At 66.1% G+C, this 17945-nt stretch carries 15 protein-coding genes and 1 pseudogene; 6 read left to right on the top strand and 10 right to left on the bottom strand.

Features of this window, described 5'->3' with window-relative positions; translation table 11 throughout:
- Positions 1–40: 40 nt before the first annotated feature.
- The 7 genes from pufQ to CRO22_RS07490 all read right to left on the bottom strand — a co-directional run bounded on the left by pufQ (position 41) and on the right by CRO22_RS07490 (position 7401).
- Complete coding sequence (pufQ, locus tag CRO22_RS07520; RefSeq protein WP_097069509.1) at positions 41–265, bottom strand: cytochrome PufQ; 225 nt, start codon at positions 263–265, stop codon at positions 41–43.
- The gene (bchZ, locus tag CRO22_RS07515) at positions 262–1740 is read right to left on the bottom strand and encodes a chlorophyllide a reductase subunit Z (RefSeq protein WP_097069508.1); all 1479 of its coding nucleotides are present in this window, start codon (positions 1738–1740) and stop codon (positions 262–264) included. The genes pufQ and bchZ overlap by 4 nt, the downstream gene beginning before the upstream one ends.
- On the bottom strand, positions 1740–3245 hold the full coding sequence (gene bchY / locus CRO22_RS07510; protein WP_097069507.1) for a chlorophyllide a reductase subunit Y: 1506 nt from the start codon (positions 3243–3245) through the stop codon (positions 1740–1742). Before bchY ends, bchZ begins: the two co-directional genes overlap by 1 nt.
- Positions 3238–4239, bottom strand: a complete 1002-nt coding sequence (locus CRO22_RS07505; RefSeq protein WP_097069506.1) for a chlorophyllide a reductase iron protein subunit X — start codon at positions 4237–4239, stop codon at positions 3238–3240. Before CRO22_RS07505 ends, bchY begins: the two co-directional genes overlap by 8 nt.
- Positions 4236–5180 (bottom strand): chlorophyll synthesis pathway protein BchC, encoded by a 945-nt coding sequence (bchC, locus tag CRO22_RS07500; protein ID WP_097069505.1) that lies wholly within the window; start codon positions 5178–5180, stop codon positions 4236–4238. The genes CRO22_RS07505 and bchC overlap by 4 nt, the downstream gene beginning before the upstream one ends.
- Positions 5181–5343: 163 nt before the next feature.
- On the bottom strand, positions 5344–6453 hold the full coding sequence (locus CRO22_RS07495) for a methyltransferase (protein ID WP_394341484.1): 1110 nt from the start codon (positions 6451–6453) through the stop codon (positions 5344–5346).
- 75 nt (positions 6454–6528) lie between these two features.
- Complete coding sequence (locus CRO22_RS07490) at positions 6529–7401, bottom strand: polyprenyl synthetase family protein (protein ID WP_245860910.1); 873 nt, start codon at positions 7399–7401, stop codon at positions 6529–6531.
- Between the two features lie 121 nt (positions 7402–7522).
- Between CRO22_RS07490 and crtD the strand changes: the two genes are divergently transcribed.
- The gene (crtD, locus tag CRO22_RS07485) at positions 7523–9007 is read left to right on the top strand and encodes a 1-hydroxycarotenoid 3,4-desaturase CrtD (RefSeq protein ID WP_097069503.1); all 1485 of its coding nucleotides are present in this window, start codon (positions 7523–7525) and stop codon (positions 9005–9007) included.
- A 65-nt stretch (positions 9008–9072) separates the two neighbouring features.
- Entirely contained in the window at positions 9073–9918 is an 846-nt protein-coding gene (crtC, locus tag CRO22_RS07480) for a carotenoid 1,2-hydratase (RefSeq protein ID WP_097069502.1), read from the top strand.
- Between the two features lie 81 nt (positions 9919–9999).
- On the opposite strand, the gene tspO is transcribed toward crtC, so the two are convergent.
- From tspO to CRO22_RS07465, 3 genes and pseudogenes are all read right to left on the bottom strand, one after another.
- Positions 10000–10482: a tryptophan-rich sensory protein TspO gene (gene tspO / locus CRO22_RS07475; protein WP_097069501.1), complete on the bottom strand. Its 483-nt coding sequence runs from the start codon at positions 10480–10482 to the stop codon at positions 10000–10002.
- A gap of 120 nt (positions 10483–10602) precedes the next feature.
- Complete coding sequence (crtB, locus tag CRO22_RS07470; protein ID WP_097069500.1) at positions 10603–11613, bottom strand: 15-cis-phytoene synthase; 1011 nt, start codon at positions 11611–11613, stop codon at positions 10603–10605.
- Positions 11614–11864: 251 nt separating this feature from the next.
- A pseudogene (locus CRO22_RS07465) lies at positions 11865–13412 on the bottom strand (phytoene desaturase); the annotation flags it as partial.
- A 164-nt stretch (positions 13413–13576) separates the two neighbouring features.
- Between CRO22_RS07465 and crtA the strand changes: the two are divergent.
- The 4 genes from crtA to bchO are packed head-to-tail and all read left to right on the top strand — an operon-like array spanning position 13577 to position 17903.
- On the top strand, positions 13577–14302 hold the full coding sequence (gene crtA / locus CRO22_RS07460) for a spheroidene monooxygenase (RefSeq protein WP_097069499.1): 726 nt from the start codon (positions 13577–13579) through the stop codon (positions 14300–14302).
- Entirely contained in the window at positions 14299–15351 is a 1053-nt protein-coding gene (bchI, locus tag CRO22_RS07455; protein ID WP_097069498.1) for a magnesium chelatase ATPase subunit I, read from the top strand. The genes crtA and bchI overlap by 4 nt, the downstream gene beginning before the upstream one ends.
- Before the next feature lie 2 nt (positions 15352–15353).
- A complete protein-coding gene (locus tag CRO22_RS07450; protein ID WP_097069497.1) occupies positions 15354–17042 on the top strand; it encodes a magnesium chelatase subunit D in 1689 nt (562 codons plus the stop codon).
- Positions 17043–17903 carry an alpha/beta fold hydrolase BchO gene (gene bchO / locus CRO22_RS07445; RefSeq protein WP_097069496.1) on the top strand — a complete coding sequence of 287 codons (861 nt, stop codon included), beginning with the start codon at positions 17043–17045 and terminating at the stop codon, positions 17901–17903.
- Positions 17904–17945 lie beyond the last annotated feature (42 nt).

Here is a 17945-nt window from a genome sequence, read left to right as displayed (position 1 = left end):
ATCCGCAGGGCGCTGGCGCCCGTTGGAAATTCCGTCCGGCTCAGGGCCGGAAGATCTCGGGCGTGATCTCGGTCGCCTCGCGCCAGGCGCGGGCAAACGGGCCCATCTCGGGCAGACGACGATCACGGACAAGACGGTTCACCCAGCCGATCAGCGCGAAGGGCATCGCGACGATCAGGATGAGCGAGAAATAAAGCGTGTATTCGGGCCGGGGGGCACGGTGTCCATGCGACACCCCATGAGCGCGGATCTCGTTGCTGTTCACTTGGTATCCCCCCTCTTCTCGGAGCGCCCGAGCCCGCCCAGGGCTTCGACCATCTCCAGCACGACACGTTCCGCCCCTTGATCAAGGGCTGCTTTCTCGGCCGCATCCCGCAGGGACTTGGCCGCTGAAATCCTCGTAAGTACCGGATGTTCACTCACAATCCGGTCAAGTGCCACTTGCGCATCCACATCCCAAGGCATGTCGCGACGCAAGGTGGTAGGCGTTGCCGCGGCGCTGTCCATTTCGGAGGCGAGCGGCAGGATATTGAACAGAGCGTCGAACAGGCCGTTGCAGACTTCCTGCAGCAAGTAGACGCTCCCTGTGTAGCCCATGAAGGGGGTGCCCGTCGCGCGGCGGATTGCCGCTCCGGGGAAGGAGGCGGCCACAAAAGAGGCCGCAGGCCCATGCCCGCCCTTGGTTTCGGCGAGATAAATCTTCTCGTTGATCGAGCCGAACACGACCAGAGGCCGGGTTTGGCGGATCAAACCGCGAATTTCCTCGTTATTCGTCTTCTTTCCGGCCACGCGGGGCACGGCAAAGGCGCAGGGCAGGCCCAGATCGCGTTCAAGAAGCGCCCGGATACCGCGCGCATATGTCTCATTCGCGACAACGCCGAAGGAAGCGGTGCCAAAGAAGTCCTGCGTGACCGATCGCCACAGATCCCACAGCGGCTTCAGAGTCGTGTGTTTTTCGCGCTCGATGAAGGGTTCGGGGTCGAGTCCCGTCAGCTCGCCGAGCGTGCGCAGGAACTTCGTCGTCGCCTCAAGGCCCATCGGCGCCTGCAGATAGGGCTTGCCGAGCTTCTCGGCGAGGTTGCGGCCGAACTCGCGGTACATCACCACGTTCACATCGGCATTCACGAGGTTGCGCATCTCGCTCAGATGCGCGCCCAAGGGGAACACCATGTTCACCTCGGCCCCGATTCCCTCGATCAGACGGCGAATCTCCGCGAGATCCGAGGCCATGTTGAAGGTGCCGTACATCGGCCCAAGAATGTTCACCCGCGGCTTCGCCCCTTCGGGGCGCACACGCTCGCCGGGCATCCGCCCCTTGGTCATGCCAAATTCGGTGAACAGCCAGGTCATCGCGCGGTCGGCGCATTGCCATTGGTCTTCGTCGATGGTGCGCGGCAGGAAGCGCTGGATGTTCGTGCCCTGCGGCGTCACGCCGCCGCCGATCATCTCGGCAATCGAGCCCGTCACCACCACGGCGGGCAGATGCGGGTCGAGCGTTTTCCACGCCCGACTCATCGCCGCTTCCGTGCCCTCGCGGCCAAGCTCTTCCTCACCGATCCCGGTGACGACGATGGGGAGTTCATGCGGCGGCAGCGCGTCGGTGTAATGCAAAACCGAGGTCACGGGAAGGTTCTCGCAGCCCACCGGACCGTCAATCACCACCTGCAGGCCTTTGACGGCGCAGAACGCATAAACCGCGCCCCAGTAGCCCCCTGCCCTGTCATGGTCGAGGATGAGCATCAGATCATCTCCTCGGCCTTGGCCACACGGGCGGCTTTTTCCTGTTTCTTGCGCTGGCTTTCGCGGAAGTCGGGATGGAGCACCGGCTCGTTTTCCCAGATCCCGGCGGTATCGCCCGTGCCCACCCCCGCAAAGAAGGCCTTCATCGAGACCATACGCTCGCGGTTGCCCATCGCGGTGTTGATCACCTGCGCAAGACTGCCCGCGCCGGCAGGGCCCATGAGCGGGCGCGCCGAGATGAGGTTGGTGAAGTAAAGCGCGGGCGTGCCCATTTCCTTCGCCTTCTGCACCACGGGTGTGGTGCCGATGGCGAGATCGGGCTCGAAGGCTTCCATCGCTTTATAGTCATCTTCGAGACTGGCGCGGTATTTGACCACCGTGCCGCGCGCCTCAAGCCAGTCCTTGTCGGCGGCACTCCAGGGGGTGCGGCCAAGTGCGGTGCCGACGTAAGGCACCTCGGCGCCGGATTCGATCAAGAGACGCGCGACCAGAAGCTCCGAGCCCTCATAGCCCGAAAGCGTGATCCGCCCCTTGATCGGCGCATTGGCAATCGCCCCCTTGATCGCGGGACCGAACGCGTTTTGCGCGGCGGCAATCTGCTCGGACGCCACGTTGTAGGCTTTGCCGATATTGGCGAGCCAGTCCATCGTGCCGTCATGGCCCACGGGAGCCGAGCCGACGATGGTCCGCCCCGCCGCCTCGAACTCGCGGATCGCGGCAGTATAGAACGGGTGGATCGCGGCAATCACCTTGCTGTCGAGCGCGGCATAAAGCTCGCGCCAGTCGCGGCAGGGGATCGTCGGACCAACCGCAAGGCCCATCGGCGCGAGCATCCCGCCAATCACCATCGGATCGGCCGGGAACATCTCGCCCAGAAGCGTGACCGTTGGCCGGTCGGCCCGGCCCGAGGCAGGCGCCTGCACCGGACCGGCCATCGCCTCTTGCCGGGCATAGTTCAGCATCGCGCCCGAAAGCACGTCTTTCGCCTCGGCATGGGTCGGCACACCAAAGCCGGGAACGTCGATCCCCACCACGCGCACGCCATTGATCTCGCTCGGCAACAGCCGCAGCGGCACACCCGAGGCGGTGGGCACGCAGAGGTTGGTGACGACGATCGCGTCGTAACGCTCCGGGTCGGCCAGCTCATGCACCGCGGCGCGAATATCCTCGAAGAGTTTCCCCGTCACGAGGGTTTCGGAGTCGAAGGGCACATAGCCCACCGAGCGGCGCGCGCCGTAAAAGTGGGAAATGAAGCTCAGCCCGTAAACGCAGCAGGCCGAGCCGCAAAGCACGGTGGCAGTGCGGCGCATCCTGAGCCCTACACGGAGCGAGCCAAAGGCCGGGCACATGGTTTGCGGCCGGTCATGCGGCCCCTGCGGATAGTCGGCGGCGAAGCGCTCGAGCAGTTCGGCATTGCCCGCGGCGCGCGCGGCGGCCTGAAGCCGCTCGTCTCCCGCGCCGCAGCTACCTTCGCCCGGCCCATATGCGCCCTGGCTCTCAGACATCGTCGTAGATCACTTCCAGAGATTGCTTCGGCGCGGCATTGGCGCCCCGCAGGTCTTCATCGGTCGCGGGCACGAGATCGACATGCCCGCCCTCGTCGCTCGCCTCAAACAGGCTCAGGAGTTCGTCCTGGCTGAGCGGGCGCGGCCGCAGGGGCGGCGCATCGGCGACGTTTTGCGCGAGTTCGGCAAAGAGCGGCCCCCAAGCCGTCGCATTGGTGCCGACGATCTGATAGGCGGCCGATTTGCGGCGCAGATCCTCATCGGCGGGAATGGCCGCGAGGATCGGAATATTCGCGGCCTTGGCAAAGGCCTGCGCCTCGCCGGTGCCATCGTCCTTGTTGATGACGATGCCCGCCACGCCGACATTGCCGCCGAGCTTGCGGAAATATTCCACCGCATTGCAGACGTTGTTGGCCACATAGAGCGATTGCAGGTCGTTCGAGCCGACCACGATCACCTTTTGCGCCATGTCACGCGCGATCGGCAGGCCAAAGCCGCCGCAGACCACGTCGCCCAGGAAGTCGAGCAGAACGAAGTCGAAATCCCATTCATGGAAGCCGAGCTTTTCGAGCGTTTCAAAGCCGTGGATGATGCCGCGCCCGCCGCAGCCGCGGCCCACTTCCGGCCCGCCCAGCTCCATGGCAAAAACGCCGCCGGACTTGAAGCAGACATCGCTCACCTTCACCTCTTCGCCCGCGGCCTTCTTGGCGGCGGCGGTCTCGATGATGGTGGGGCAGTTCTTGCCGCCAAAGAGCAGCGAGGTGGTATCCGATTTCGGGTCACAACCGATCAGCAGCACGCGCTTGCCCATCTCCGCCATCATGTGGCTGAGGTTGGCCAGCGTGAAGGACTTGCCGGAGCCGCCCTTGCCGTAGATCGCGATGATCTGCGTTTTCTTGGTGGGCGGGAAGTCGGGTAGTTCCATGGTCGGCTCCTCGGAGGCCTCGGCCCGAAGCCGGTCGTCATATCCTCTCAGGTTCGGTGCGTCGCTCATGCGGCTTTACTCCAGTCGAGGATCATCTTCAGGCAGTCGGGGTCTTCAAAAGCGGTTCTGTAGGCCTCGGCCGCATCGGCCGCGGGGCGGCGATGGGTGATGAGACCATCGAGCGAGAGCGCGCCGCTCTCGATCAGGGCCCGGGTCGCGGAGAGGTCGGCGGGCTGCCATTCTGCGGCGATGCGCAGGCGCATCTCCTTCATGAAGGCGGGCACGAAGGCGAAGGACACGGGCACGGTATAAAAGCCGCACAGCACCAGTTCGCCATGTTTGTCGAGATGGCCGACGAGCTGGTCGATCAGCCCGGGCGCCCCGGAGGCATCATAGATCGCCTTGTAATCGCGGCGCGGATCCTCGGCCGGGTCAAGCACCTCATAGCCCTGCGCACCGGACCGGCGAGCGGCGTTGATCTCCCACACCACCGGCGGCTTGCCGCCCGCAGCGATGGTGAGGCGCGCGAGCAAACGGCCCAGCGTGCCATGCCCCACGATCAGATCGGGGAGCGCATTGTCAAACCCGGCAAGCGCATGGCGGGCGGTGGCGGCGAGCGCGAGCAGCGCCCCCTCGGCGCCGATCCCGGCATCGAGGCGGCAGACCCGCGACGCTGCCGTGACCAGACGCCTGGAGGCACCGCCGAACAATCCGCGCACTCCGCCCGAGTAGCAGTTCGCCCCGGGGACGAAGACGTGATCACCCGGTCGAAAGCCGGTGTCGGGGCCGGCTTCGACAACCTCTCCGAAACTCTCATAGCCGGGAACGAGAGGGTACCCCATGCCCGGGAAGGGTGGCATGGTGCCAAGCCAGAACAGCTTTTCGGTACCTGTCGAAATGCCGGAATAGGCGACGTCGACGACGAGATCCGAAGGACCGGGGTCGATCAGTCCAGCGGTGCCCGTCGAGATCGCTTTCGGACCGGACATTATGACGACTTGCGTTTCCATCTCTCACTCCCGACGCGATCGGGCCGGAGAGTCGGGCAGATCACGCCTAGATGTATGATTAAACTTACACGCCCGACTGTCAATTTGATTAGACACTTTCGACGCAATCGGGCGTGCGACTTTCTGACCCCGCCCGGCCCCTTCCGGGCCGGGCCGCGCGGGCTCATCCGCGTTCGGCTTCGATCACCGAGGTGATGAAGGGGCGCAGGGTGCGGGCTTTCGTCACCCGAACGAACCCTGCCTTTTCAAGCATTTGCTTGATCTCTTCGGGGGATCGCGTGCGCCCCGAGCACATCGCCATCGTGTAGAAGGCGAAATAAACGTCGCAGGCGCGATCCGGTTTTTCGCCGCCACCGAAGGTTTCGGAGATGATCAGACGGCCTCCGGGCGGCAGCGCAGCATGCACTTTTTTCAGCAGCGGCTCGACCACGCTGTCAGGATGATCATACAGAACCCGCACCAAAGAGATGACATCGGCCCCTTCGGGAATCGGGTCATCGCGGAACGAGCCGGGCGCGAGCGTGAGTCGCGGGCTGAAGCGGTCTGCCACCTCAAGCACATGCGGCAGATCGAAGAGCGTCAGATCCAGCTCGGGGTAGAGCGCCGCCGCCTGACGCAGGAACGCGCCGGTGCCCCCGCCCACATCCATCAGTCGCTTCGCCTTGGACAGGTCGATCAGCCGCAAGGTATCATCGGCGACGGTGCGCTGGCTGTCCGCCATGAGCTGCGAATAGCGCGCGGCAAGCCCGGCATCCTCCCGCGCGAGCGGACCGAAGACATAGGGCCAGAAGCCCGCAAGCTCCGGCTCGGTCTGGCCTTTGAGGAAGGCAACCGGGTCGCAAAGGTCGCGGTACAGGACCGGATGGTGACGCACCATCGATTCGAGCCCCGGCACGGTGATGAAGGCCGCGCCGCGCGGCATCAGATGCCACAGGCCGCGGCGGAACTTCACGAGCTTGAGCGCGGCAGCGGCTTGCAACAGAACCGCAAGCCGGTCTTCGGCCAGCCCCGAGCGCAACGAGATCTGCTCGAGCCGCCAGGCCCCCTCGGCGAGGATGTGCAAAAGCCGGAACTCGACCACGGCAAGCAAAACCTGGCTCTGCACGAAGCCCGAGACGACATCGAACAGCGCCACGCCCTCGCGCCGTGTGACGCGGTTCATCAGCGGCATGCGCTCAAAGATTTCATGCAGCCGCGGCGAAAGCGCGATGCGGGTAAAAAAGCCGACCCTGCCCGGCGGGCGCGGCGGTTCCTCACGGCCCAGATCGGGCACCGGGCCCGCAGGCGGTTTCACCGGCGCGGCCGCAGCCTCGCTTCTCGAAACGCTGACATCATCCTTGGCCACGGCTCAACTCCGGTCAGCGGCAGCCGGGATATCCATGATTTTCTGTGCGTAAAGCTGCACGAGCTGGGCGAGCTTCGCCTCCCCGGGGCACGACGGGATCGAAGCGATGGCGCCCGCGAGCACGTCTTGCAAATGCTTGGTCGCCCCCGCGATCCCCATCGTCTGCACCGCGGTCGGGCGCTGGTGGGTGCTGTCTTGCCCGGCGGGCTTGCCCATCACCTCGGCGGGGACGAGCGCATCTTTCAGGTCGTCGGCGATCTGGAAAGCGGAGCCGATCCGCATCCCGAGATCAAACCACGGCTCGGGCTCGGCACCCGCCGCAATCGCGCCCATCTGCGTTGCCGCAATGAAAAGCGCGCCGGTTTTGGACTGGTGATAGGCGGCCAGATCAACCTCGGGCTCGCTTTCCCAGGCCTGACCCGCGCAGATGCCGCCGCAGGCGCCCGAGAGCTGGCCGAGTTTGGCGATGAGCTTGAGCGCGCGGTCGGGCGATTGCGCCCCGACGGCGGCGAGCACTTCAAAGCCGCGGATGAGCAGGCTGTCGCCCGCCAGAACCGCGAGCGGCTCGCTATAGGCCTTGTGCAGCGAGGGCTTTCCACGGCGGATATCGGCATCGTCAAAGGCGGGTAGATCATCATGCACGAGGCTCGCGCAATGCATCAACTCAAGCGCCACGGCGGCCGCGTCGCTCACCGCGGGCATGTCGTCGCCGCAGGCCGTAGCCACCGCCATCAGGATCGTCGGGCGGATCCGCGCCCCGCCCGGAAACACCGCATAGGGCAGCGAGGTGGCGAGCCGCGGCGGGCAAGCCGCCAGGGCCTCGGGGGAGAGCGCGGCTTTCAGCGCCGTCTCGATACGGGTATCCATCATGGACATGAAAGGGCCCTCCGCTGCGTCACTCGGGACATTGGCATTCGCCCCTCCATGTGTAAACTGAAAGTTACACCCGGGGGATGGGACAAATTGCACCCTCCGGGGATATGTTTGGAGCGCGGGAATGCAAGGTGAGACGGGCGTCGTGGTGATCGGCGCCGGAATGGGTGGATTGGCGGCAGCGGCGGGGCTCGCGGCGCAAGGCATCAAGGTGACGGTTGTTGAAGCGGGCGACGTACCCGGCGGCAAGGCCCGCGGGGTGCCAACCCCCTCCGGGCTGGCCGATACCGGCCCGACAGTGCTGACAATGCGCCATGTTCTCGATGCGATCTTCGCCGAATGCGGCACCCGGACGGAAGACGAGCTGACGCTGATTCCGCTGCCGCGGCTCGCGCGCCATTTCTGGCCCGACGGGGCGATGCTCGACTTTTTCACCGATCTCGAGGCCAATATCGCGGCGATCGAGGCGGCCTTCGGGCCGAAGGAGGCTGCGGCATTCCGCCGCTTCGACCGGATCACGCGAGGGATGTGGGACGCCTTCTCGGGCTCGGTGATCGCGGCGCCAAAGCCGGATCTTGGCCGAATCGTCGCCGCCACACTGGCCCGCCCGAAACTCTGGCGCGCCCTGCGCCCGGGACTGACGATGCAAGACCTCTTGCGCGCCCATTTCTCCGACCCGCGGCTGGTGCAGCTCTTTGGCCGTTACGCCACCTATGTCGGCGGCAGGCCCAGCCAGACGCCCGCGGTGCTCTCGCTGATCTGGCAGGCCGAAGTGCAAGGGGTCTGGGCGATCGCGGAAGGGATGCATGGCGTTGCCGCGGCGCTCGCGCGTGTTGCCGAGCGGAAGGGGGTGAAGTTCCACTTCAACTCCCGCGCCAAGCGGATCGTGCGCAAGGAGGGCCGCGTGGTCGCGGTGGAAATCGAGAACGGCACCTCGATCCCCTGTTCGGCTTGCGTGTTCAACGGCGATCCGGGGGCTTTGCGCGACGGGCTTCTGGGCGATGCCGCGCGCGCCTCGATGGAGGATACCCGCCGCCCCGAGCCGAGCCTTTCGGCCTGGGTCTGGGCCTTTGGCGCGAAGCCCGTGGGCGTTGAGCTTGCTCATCACAACGTCTTTTTCAGCGCCGACCCGGAGCTTGAATTCGGCCCGATCGGCGTGGGCCGGATGCCGGAAGAGCCGACGCTCTATGTCTGCGCGCAGGACCGCGAGATGGCGAGCCCGCCCCCCGAGATCGAGCGCTTCGAGATCATCATGAACGGGCCTGCGGGCCACCAACCCTTCCCGCAGGAGGAATCGCAATGCAGGGCACGCACCTTCCCGACGCTGGCCGCGATGGGGCTGAGGTTCGAACCGGAGCCGGACGCGCCGGGGCTGACGACGCCCGCGCTGCTGTCGCGCCGGTTTCCGGGCTCGCAGGGGGCGATCTACGGGGGCTCACCCGAGGGGGTGTTGGCGACATTTCAGCGGCCTTTGGCACGGACCGGGCTGAAGGGGCTCTATCTGGCGGGTGGGGGCACCCATCCTGGCGCGGGGGTTCCCATGGCGCTGACTTCCGGCAGGCATGCGGCGAGGGCCTTGGCGGCGGACCGGATTTCCGCCGCGAAGTAGGGCCGAACGGCTACGCCTGGTGGTATTGCGACGGCATCTCGGACGATGGCACCAAGGCGTTTTCGATGATCGCCTTCATCGGCTCGGTGTTCTCGCCGTGGTATCGCTGGTCGGGCCGCAAGGAGCCGCAGAACCATTGCTGCATCAACCTGGTGACGACCGGCCGTGACGGCCGCTTCACGATGACTGACCGCGGCCGCTCGGCACTGCGCCAGACCCGCGACACGTTCGAGGTCGGCCCGTCGAAGCTCACCTGGACCGGGACCGAACTGATCATCGATGTCGATGAATGGGGGGCCCTGCCCAAGCTCGGCAAGCTCAAGGGCCGGATCGTTCTGACGCCCCAGGCCGTCACGCAGGCCGAAGTGCGCCTCACCCCCGATGCCGGCCACACCTGGCGCCCCTTTGCCCCCATCGCCAAGGTCGAGGTCGACCTCGCGCCCGGGCACAAATGGACCGGGCATGGCTATTTTGACGCCAATTTCGGCTCCCGCGCGCTTGAGGAAGATTTCGCCTTCTGGACCTGGGGACGGTTCCCGCTGAAGGACCGCACGGTCTGCTTTTACGATGCCACCCGGCTCGACGGCACCAAGGTCGCGCTCGCGGTGCAGATCAACCCCGATGGCTCGGTGCGCGAGGTGGAGACCCCGCCGCCGCTCGTGAAGATGAAGCGCACGCCCTGGTTTGTGCGGCGCGAAACCCGCTGTGATCCGGGCGCAAAGCCGAAGGGCGTGTTCTCGCTTCTCGAAGCGCCTTTCTATTCGCGCGCGCTCATGGAAACCACGATCGACGGCGAAATAAGCATGGGCATGCATGAGGCGCTCGACCTCGTGCGGTTCCGTCAGCCGGTGTTGAAGCCGATGCTTGCCGTGCGCGTGCCGCGCCGCGCGGGCTGGACGTTCAAGGACTGAGACGCCGCTCAGGCATGAAAAGCCCGCCCTGCATTGGCAAGGCGGGCTTTTTGAGTCTCGTCAGAACTTACGGCGTGGCGCTTACGGCGTGACGGCGGGCTCATTGGGATTGCGACGCCACACGCTCCAGTTCAGCGCACCCGCAGTGGTCACCCAGATCACATAGGGCACGAACAGCAGCCCCGCGACCCAGTCGATGCGCCAGAACAGGATCGTGGTGGCAAACACGGTCAGCCACAACCCGACCAGCACGATCATGCCGCCGCCCAGACGATGCAGACCGAAAAAGATCGGCGTCCAGAGCGTGTTGAAACCGATCTGCAGGCCCCAGAGCGCAAGCGCCATGCCCACCTCGGCATTCTCGCCCGCGAGCCCCGCCACCCGTGCCGCGGCAATCGACATCAGGATGTAGAGCGTGGTCCAGACCGTCGGGAACACCCAGTTCGGCGGGGTCCACTCGGGTTTGTTGAGGCTGTCATACCAGGTATTGGGCTTGAACACGGCACCCGTGGTGCCAGCGGTGAGGCAGGAAGCAAGGAACACAAAAAACAGGGGCAGGCTCATCAGAGGCCTCCGGTTGGGAAGGTTGCACGTTCCTTCCATAACCCCTTGTGGCGCCCGAGGTTCCGCTCAAATCGGGCGCCCTGACGTTTTGTCGCAGCCCGCGGGCGCGAGGCCGCAGGCTCAGGCGAGCCCGCGGTCGCGCGCCTTCAGCGCCATCATCGCGCCGATCAGAAGCTCGGCACGATCCTGCCCTTCGGGCTTGCGCGATGCCGCATCGACGAGGAAGGCGATCTCGGGCTCGGGTTTTGCATGAAGCCGCGCCGAGCGCGGCAACAGCGAAAAGCCCATCGACGAGAACACCGAGCCGACCATCAGCACCAGCTTGCGCCGCCCGGAGGTATAGGCGCGGCTCGTCACGCTGTCATGGCCCCGGCGCACGACCTGATCACCAATCGCGGCATAAACCCGGCCCGCAGCCAAAATGCCGGGGCGGCAGTCGAGCGGCAGGCAGCGCACGCCGGTCGCGGCACGCCAGTAAAGCATGTCGGCGCGTTTGATCAGCCGCTCGGTGCAGCGACAAATGCCGGGAAGCGGTTGCGGATCGGCAAGGAATTCTTCCGGGTCGATCCCCTCTTCGGCGAGCCAGTCGAGCGGCAGGAACAGTCGCCCGGCGCGGGCATCCTCGCCCACATCGCGCGCAATATTGGTGAGCTGCATCGCAAGGCCAAGGTCACAGGCCCGCGCGATCACATCGGGGTCGCGCACCCGCATCAGCACGCACATCATCGCGCCAACGGCCGAAGCCACACGCGCCGAATAGGCCTGAAGCTCGGAGAGATCCTTGTAGCGCCGCCCCGAGGCATCCCATTCGAGCCCTTCGATCAGCGCTTCGGGCAGCGCCCGCGGCATCTCGAATTCCTCCACCACCGAGGCAAAGGCCCGGTCGGAGGCCGCATCGCGCGGCTGACCGGCATAGATCCGGTCGAGCCGGTCTTTCAGGCGCGCAACCGCGGCCCCCTTGTCGGAGGCCGCGACTTCATCCACCGCATCGTCGGCGACGCGGCAGAAAGCATAAAGGGCGAGCGCCGGATCGCGCACCCGCGCGGGCAGAACCCGCGAGGCGGCATGGAACGAATAGCTCCCGGTGCGGATCAGCTCGCGGCAAACCGCCATATCTTCCGGGGCGATCATTTCCGGCCCTTACCACGCGGAGCGCGCTTGGGCGCGGGTTTCGCCGCAGGCTTGGCCGCCGCCGGAGCCGGTTTCGCGGCTTCCGCTTGCGGCGCGGGCGCTACCGGTTCGGGTTTGGGCTCGGGCGCCGGTTTCGGGGCCTCCGCTTTCACCGCAGCCGCCTTCACCGCAGCCGCCTTTTCCGGTGCCGGTTTCGCGGGCTCGGGCGCCGGGGCCGCAGCCGGGGCGGGTTTCGCCGCGACAGGCGGGGGCGCCGGTTTCACCGCAGGTTTCTCGGTGGCGACAAAACCCGGAGCGGGGCCGATCATGTCGGCCACGAGTTCCCCCGAGCCAATCACCGAAGGCACACCCGCCCCCGGATGGGTGCCCGCGCCGGTCAGATAGAGGCCATCGACCTCTTCAGAGACATTGTGCGGGCGGAACCAAGCCGACTGGAAGATCCGCGGCTCAAGCGAGAAGCCCGCGCCGAAGGGCGAGAGATAGCGGTCGCGGAAGGTGTTCGGCGTGAACACCACTTCCTCGGTGATCTTGGCGCCGACGCCGGGCAGCAGCCGCTCCTCGATCACCTTGAGCACCTTGGCCTTGTAGGCCTCCATTTCCTTGTCCCAATCCACGCCATTGTCATGGCCCAGATGCGGCACCGGCGAGAGCACATAGAAGGTGTCATCCCCCTTCGGCGCGGCGCTCGGATCGGTCACGGAGGGGCGGTGGACGTAAAGGCTCATGTCATCGGCGAGCGTGCCGTTGATGAAGATGTCCTTCACATGCTCCTTATAGCGCGGGCCGACGACGACGGAGTGATGGCCGACATCCTTCCACATGTTGGCCGTGCCCTTGGTGCCGAAATACCAGACGAAAAGGCCCATCGACCAGCGCTTCTTTTCGAGCGTCTCGTCGGTCCAGCGCCAACGCGTGGTGTTGCGCAGAAGGCGCTTGTAGGTGTGGCCCGCATCGGCGTTCGAGACCACCACTTCGGCGGGGAGCTCGCTGCCGTCGCCGAGGCGAATCCCGGTGGCCTTGCCCTCGCGCGACACGAGGATCTCGTCGACCTCGGTGTTCAGCAGCACCGTGCCGCCCTGCGCCTCGATCACCTTCACCGCGGCATCGGCAATCGCCTGAATGCCGCCCATCGCGTAATGCACGCCGAATTTCTTCTCGAGCGTGCTGACGAGAATATACATCGAGGTGACGTGGAAAGGGTCGCCGCCGATGAAGAGCGGATGGAAGGAGAGCGCGAAGCGCAGATGGTCATCCTTCACCATCATCTTCGCATGGCCATAGACGGAGCGGTCGGCGCGCAGCCAGCCGAAAGTGGGCAGAACCTTGATCAGATCCCACAGCTTGTGCATCGGCTTGCGGCCGAGGTTCTCGTAGCCGAATTCGTAACGCGCGTGGGCATCCCACATGAAATGGCGGAAGCCTTCCACATCGCGCGGGCTGATCCGCTCCACCTCGGCCTTGACCTTCTCGTCATCACCGTAGGCGGTGTAGCTTTCGCCATCGGGGAACAGGATCTTGTAGAACGGATCCATCTCGACCAGCTTCACATCCGCGTCGAAGTCACGCCCGCACTCGGCCCAGAGCTCGCGCAGCCGGTCCGGCACGGTGACGATGGTCGGGCCGAGGTCGAATCGGTGACCGCCCTTAGTAATCGAGGAGCCGCGGCCGCCGGGGCGGTCGAGCTTGTCGACGAGCGTCACTTTCCACCCCTTGGCGCCAAGGCGCATCGCCGCCGCCAAACCTCCGAGACCGGCGCCGATAACGACGGCCCGGCCCTTGCCTTCAGTGTTCATGGACATGGTCTTTTCACTGGAATTCCGTTGCATGGCGCGGATGATAGGGCGTCAATCCCGATTTACAACCGACATGGCGGCACAGCGACAAAACGTCTGTCCCCCTTTCCATCGCAGGGGGGCTATGTAAATATGCATTTACACTTGGGGAAATGTGAGGGGGATGCCTGATGGCCGTCGCGACGCTCAGCCTGTTCCGCTTCGAAAGCACGAGCCGCCTGCCCTGGATCATCTCGCAAATGATCCTTGCCCGCAAACCGCTTCACGACGAAACCCGGCTGCGCTTCTTCAAACTCTGCGGCTCGGGCACCGGTGAAGGGTTCACACCCAAACCCAATGTCCATGTCTGGGCGATCATGTCCGCTTTCGCCAATGAGGAAGACGCCCGCGCCGTCACCCAGGAAAGCCCCGTCTGGCAGAACTGGCGCAAGCATTCGGACGAACAGCTCTTCATCCATCTCGAGCCGGTCTCCTCGCGCGGCAGCTGGGCGGGGCGCAACCCGTTCATCCCCGAACCCGATGCCGAGCCCGGCACCGGCCCGGTGGTCGCGCTCACCCGTGCCTCGATCAAACCGCATATGGCGACCCGTTTCTGGTCGCGCGTGCCCGATATTTCCGAAAAAGTCGGCGCCGATCCGAACCTGATGTTCAAGATCGGCATCGGAGAAATTCCGCTTTTCCATCAGGTCACCTTCTCGATCTGGCCCGATGTGAAGGCGATGTCGCAATTCGCGCGGGGCGACACCCCGCACGGACGGGCCATCCGCGCCGCACGCGAGCAAGGATGGTTCACCGAAGAACTCTACGCCCGGTTCCGTCTGCTTGGAACCGAGGGCACCTGGATGGGCAGAAACCCGCTGGAGGCCCGGAAAGACTTGGAAAGGGAAGCTGCATGACCTCTGCTGTCGCTCAAATTCGTCCCCAGGCAGAAGGCGCACGACCGCGACCCGTATTTCCCTTCTCGGCCATCGTCGGCCAGGAAGACATGAAGCTTGCGCTCCTGCTCACCGCCGTTGACCCCGGCATCGGCGGCGTTCTGGTGTTTGGCGACCGCGGCACCGGCAAATCCACCGCCGTGCGTGCACTTGCCGCCCTTCTGCCCGAGATCGAGGCGGTCGAGGGCTGCCCGGTCAACTCGCCGAAAGTCGAGATGATCCCGGAATGGGCGACGGTGCTCTCAAAAGACATCGTGCGCAAGGCAACCCCGGTGGTGGACCTGCCGCTTGGCGTTTCCGAAGACCGCGTGGTGGGCGCGCTCGACATCGAACGCGCGATCTCGCATGGCGAGAAGGCGTTTGAGCCGGGCCTTCTGGCGCGCGCCAACCGCGGCTATCTCTACATCGACGAATGCAACCTCCTTGAAGATCACATCGTCGACCTGCTCCTTGATGTGGCGCAATCGGGCGAGAACGTGGTCGAGCGCGACGGGCTCTCGATCCGCCACCCGGCGCGCTTCGTGCTGGTGGGCTCGGGCAACCCCGAAGAGGGCGATTTGCGCCCGCAGCTTCTGGACCGGTTCGGCCTTTCGGTCGAGGTGCTCTCCCCGCGCGACGTGGAAACCCGCGTCGAGGTGATCCGGCGGCGCGATACCTATGACGCCGACCCGCTCAAGTTCCTTGAGGAATGGCGCCCGAAAGATATGGAGATCCGCGAGCAGATCCTGACCGCGCGCGCCCATCTGCCGAAGGTCGAGGCGCCCAATACCGCGCTTTACGACTGCGCCGCGCTCTGCATCGCGCTGGGCTCGGATGGTCTGCGGGGGGAACTCACGCTCCTGCGTTCTGCGCGCGCCCTCGCCGCGCTCGAAGGTGCCCCCGCCGTGGGCCGGGAACATATCCGCAAGGTGGCGGGCATGGCGCTTTCGCACCGTCTGCGCCGCGACCCGCTGGATGAAGCCGGCTCCACCGCCCGCGTGGCCCGCACGGTCGAAGAAACGTTGCCCTGACCATGGAAGAAGATCATCTCCGCTCGGCGCTTGCGGTGCTGACGGTCGATCCGGCGGCACTGGGCGGGCTCTGGCTGCGCTCGCGCGCCGGCCCCGTGCGCACGGCTTTCACCGATGTTCTGGCGGCACTCCCGTTCCCGATGGCGCTGCGCCGCCTGCCCCCCAATTTGGACGATCAGGCGCTTTACGGCGGGCTTGATGTGGCCGAGACGCTGCACACCGGCCGCCCGGTGCTGCGCGGCGGCCTGCTCGATGAGCCGCGCGTGTTCATCCTGCCGATGGCCGAGCGCTGCACACCGAAGCTCGGCGCCCGCCTCGCGCAGGCGCTCGATGCCCGCCAACAGGCGCTCATTGCGCTCGACGAGGCCGCCGAGGCCGAAGAGGGCCTGCCCTTCTCGATCGCCGACCGGCTTGGCCTCTTCATCGACCTGAGCGAGACCCGCTCGATCGACGGCGCGGCGCTCCTGCCCGACCCCGAGCGCATCGCCAGTGCCCGCGTGCTGCTCCCGCACATCGAGATGCCCTCGGAGCGGGTGCGCGAAGTGGTCGAGGGCTGCGCACGGCTGCGCATCCTCAGCCTGCGCGCGCCGATGCTGGCGCTCACCGCCGCGCGCATCCTCACGGCGCTCGATGGCCGGACCGTGGTGGAAAAGGATGATGTCCTCCACGCCGCGCAACTCACGCTCGCCCATCGCGCCATGCCGCTGCAAGATATGCAAGACGAGCCCCCGCCCCCTCCGCCGCCCGAGCCGCAAGACAATGACCGGCCCGAGAATGACGATCAGGATCAGACCGATCCGGGCGAGGGCCTGCCGCGCGAGATCATCGTCGAGGCGGTGCGGGCGATGCTGCCCGATGACCTTCTCAAAACCATCGACCTGCGGTCCCGCCTGAAGGCCGCGAATGGGGGCGCGGGTTCGGGCGAAGAGCGGATCGGCAACCGCCGTGGCCGCCCGCTGCCCTCGCGCAAGGGCAAGCTTGAAGACAATGCCCGCATCGACCTTGTGGCCACCTTGCGCTGCGCCGCTCCCTGGCAGGGGATGCGCCGCAAATCGGCCCCCGCCGCGCGCAAAAAGCAGGTGCTCTTGGTGGATGCCTCCGACATCCATCTGCGCCGCCGCAAGGAGATGTCGGACCGGGTTCTGATCTTTACCGTCGATGCCTCTGGCTCTGCGGCGATGGCGCGGCTCTCCGAGGCGAAGGGCGCGGTGGAACTCCTGCTCGCGCGCGCGTACAGCCAGCGCGACCATGTCTCGCTTGTGAGCTTCCGTGGCGAGGGGGCGCAGCTTCTGCTTGCGCCGTCGCGCTCGCTGACGCAAACGAAGCGTCACCTCTCGGGGCTCCCCGGCGGCGGCGGCACACCGCTCGCGCATGGGCTCGAACTTGCGCTTTCGACCGCGAAACAGGCGCGTTCGCGCGGCATGACGCCCACCATCGCACTGCTCACCGACGGGCGCGGCAATATCGCCCTTGATGGCAGCGCGAACCGCGCGCTGGCGGAAGAGCAAGCCACCCAGATGGCCCGGGCGATCCGCGCCGCCGGCACACCTGCGGTTATCATCGACACGGCGATGCGGCCCAATCAGCGCCTCAAGGAACTGGCGCAGAACATGGGCGGGCATTACATTGCGCTGCCAAGGGCCAATGCGCATCGCATGGCCGATGTGCTTGGAGCCGCTCTGGAGGCGTAGATGGATCCGCGAAACCTGCCGGCAAACTGGCCCAACCGGTCTGCCGCGCGGATTCATCGGGTCGATCGCATCGACTGGTGGGTAATCGACATCGGCCCGCGCGCGGCCCCGGTACTCCTGCTGCTCCATGGCCTTGGCGCCTCGGGCCACAGCTTCCGGCGCACCATTCCCGGGCTCTCGAAGCATTTCCGGCTGATCGTGCCCGACCTGCCCGGCCATGGCTGCACCCGCACCCGTGAACGCGACCGGCTGGGCCTAGGCCCGATTGCCGAGGATCTCTCCGCGCTTTGCGACGCGCTCGGCACGACCCCCGCCGCGGTGATCGGCCATTCCGCGGGCGGGGCGATCGCGTTGCAGATGGCGCTCAACACGGCGATCCCGCGGGTGATCGGCATCAATGCCGCGCTCGACCATTTCGAAGGCGTGGCCGGGGTGCTTTTCCCGCTCATCGCACAAGGGCTTGCCGCCTTCCCGCTCACCGCGCCGATGGCGGCGCGGCTCTGGGCCTCGCCCGCGCGGGTGAGCCGGCTCCTCGACAGCACCGGCTCGGTGATCGAGCCCAAGGGCAAGGCGCAATATACCCGCCTGATCAGGGATACCGAGCATGTCCGGGGCGCGTTGGAAATGATGGCGCAATGGCGGCTCGAGACGCTGATCCTGAACCTGCCGCGGCTGCGCAAACCCGCACTCCTGCTCGCCGGGGCGGGCGACAAGGCGGTGCCGCCCGAGGTCTCGGAAAGCGCCGCCCATGCGATGCCGCAAGTCGAATTGCGCAAGATGCCGGGGGGGCATCTGCTGCATGAAGAGGCACCGGACGGGCTCTGCACCGTGCTGCGCGACTGGCTGACCGGAGCGGCGTAGCGCCGACAGGCCAGGCAAAGGCTCGGCACCGCGCAACGGCAT

This window comes from Rhodobacter maris (assembly GCF_900217815.1).
Classification (GTDB): domain Bacteria; phylum Pseudomonadota; class Alphaproteobacteria; order Rhodobacterales; family Rhodobacteraceae; genus Rhodobacter; species Rhodobacter maris.
Note: the sequence above shows the minus strand (reverse complement) of the source record. Positions and strands in the feature narration are given on the sequence as shown.

What these genes read in the sequence shown, in the direction of transcription:
- bchZ (WP_097069508.1), bottom strand. Translation starts at nt 1,740, where the DNA reads ATGCTCATCCTCGACCATGACAGGGCAGGGGGCTACTGGGGCGCGGTT.
- bchY (WP_097069507.1), bottom strand. Translation starts at nt 3,245, where the DNA reads ATGTCTGAGAGCCAGGGCGCATATGGGCCGGGCGAAGGTAGCTGCGGC.
- CRO22_RS07505 (WP_097069506.1), bottom strand. Translation starts at nt 4,239, where the DNA reads ATGAGCGACGCACCGAACCTGAGAGGATATGACGACCGGCTTCGGGCC.
- bchC (WP_097069505.1), bottom strand. Translation starts at nt 5,180, where the DNA reads ATGGAAACGCAAGTCGTCATAATGTCCGGTCCGAAAGCGATCTCGACG.
- CRO22_RS07490 (WP_245860910.1), bottom strand. Translation starts at nt 7,401, where the DNA reads ATGTCCATGATGGATACCCGTATCGAGACGGCGCTGAAAGCCGCGCTC.
- crtD (WP_097069503.1), top strand. Translation starts at nt 7,523, where the DNA reads ATGCAAGGTGAGACGGGCGTCGTGGTGATCGGCGCCGGAATGGGTGGA.
- crtC (WP_097069502.1), top strand. Translation starts at nt 9,073, where the DNA reads ATGATCGCCTTCATCGGCTCGGTGTTCTCGCCGTGGTATCGCTGGTCG.
- tspO (WP_097069501.1), bottom strand. Translation starts at nt 10,482, where the DNA reads ATGAGCCTGCCCCTGTTTTTTGTGTTCCTTGCTTCCTGCCTCACCGCT.
- crtB (WP_097069500.1), bottom strand. Translation starts at nt 11,613, where the DNA reads ATGATCGCCCCGGAAGATATGGCGGTTTGCCGCGAGCTGATCCGCACC.
- crtA (WP_097069499.1), top strand. Translation starts at nt 13,577, where the DNA reads ATGGCCGTCGCGACGCTCAGCCTGTTCCGCTTCGAAAGCACGAGCCGC.
- bchI (WP_097069498.1), top strand. Translation starts at nt 14,299, where the DNA reads ATGACCTCTGCTGTCGCTCAAATTCGTCCCCAGGCAGAAGGCGCACGA.
- CRO22_RS07450 (WP_097069497.1), top strand. Translation starts at nt 15,354, where the DNA reads ATGGAAGAAGATCATCTCCGCTCGGCGCTTGCGGTGCTGACGGTCGAT.
- bchO (WP_097069496.1), top strand. Translation starts at nt 17,043, where the DNA reads ATGGATCCGCGAAACCTGCCGGCAAACTGGCCCAACCGGTCTGCCGCG.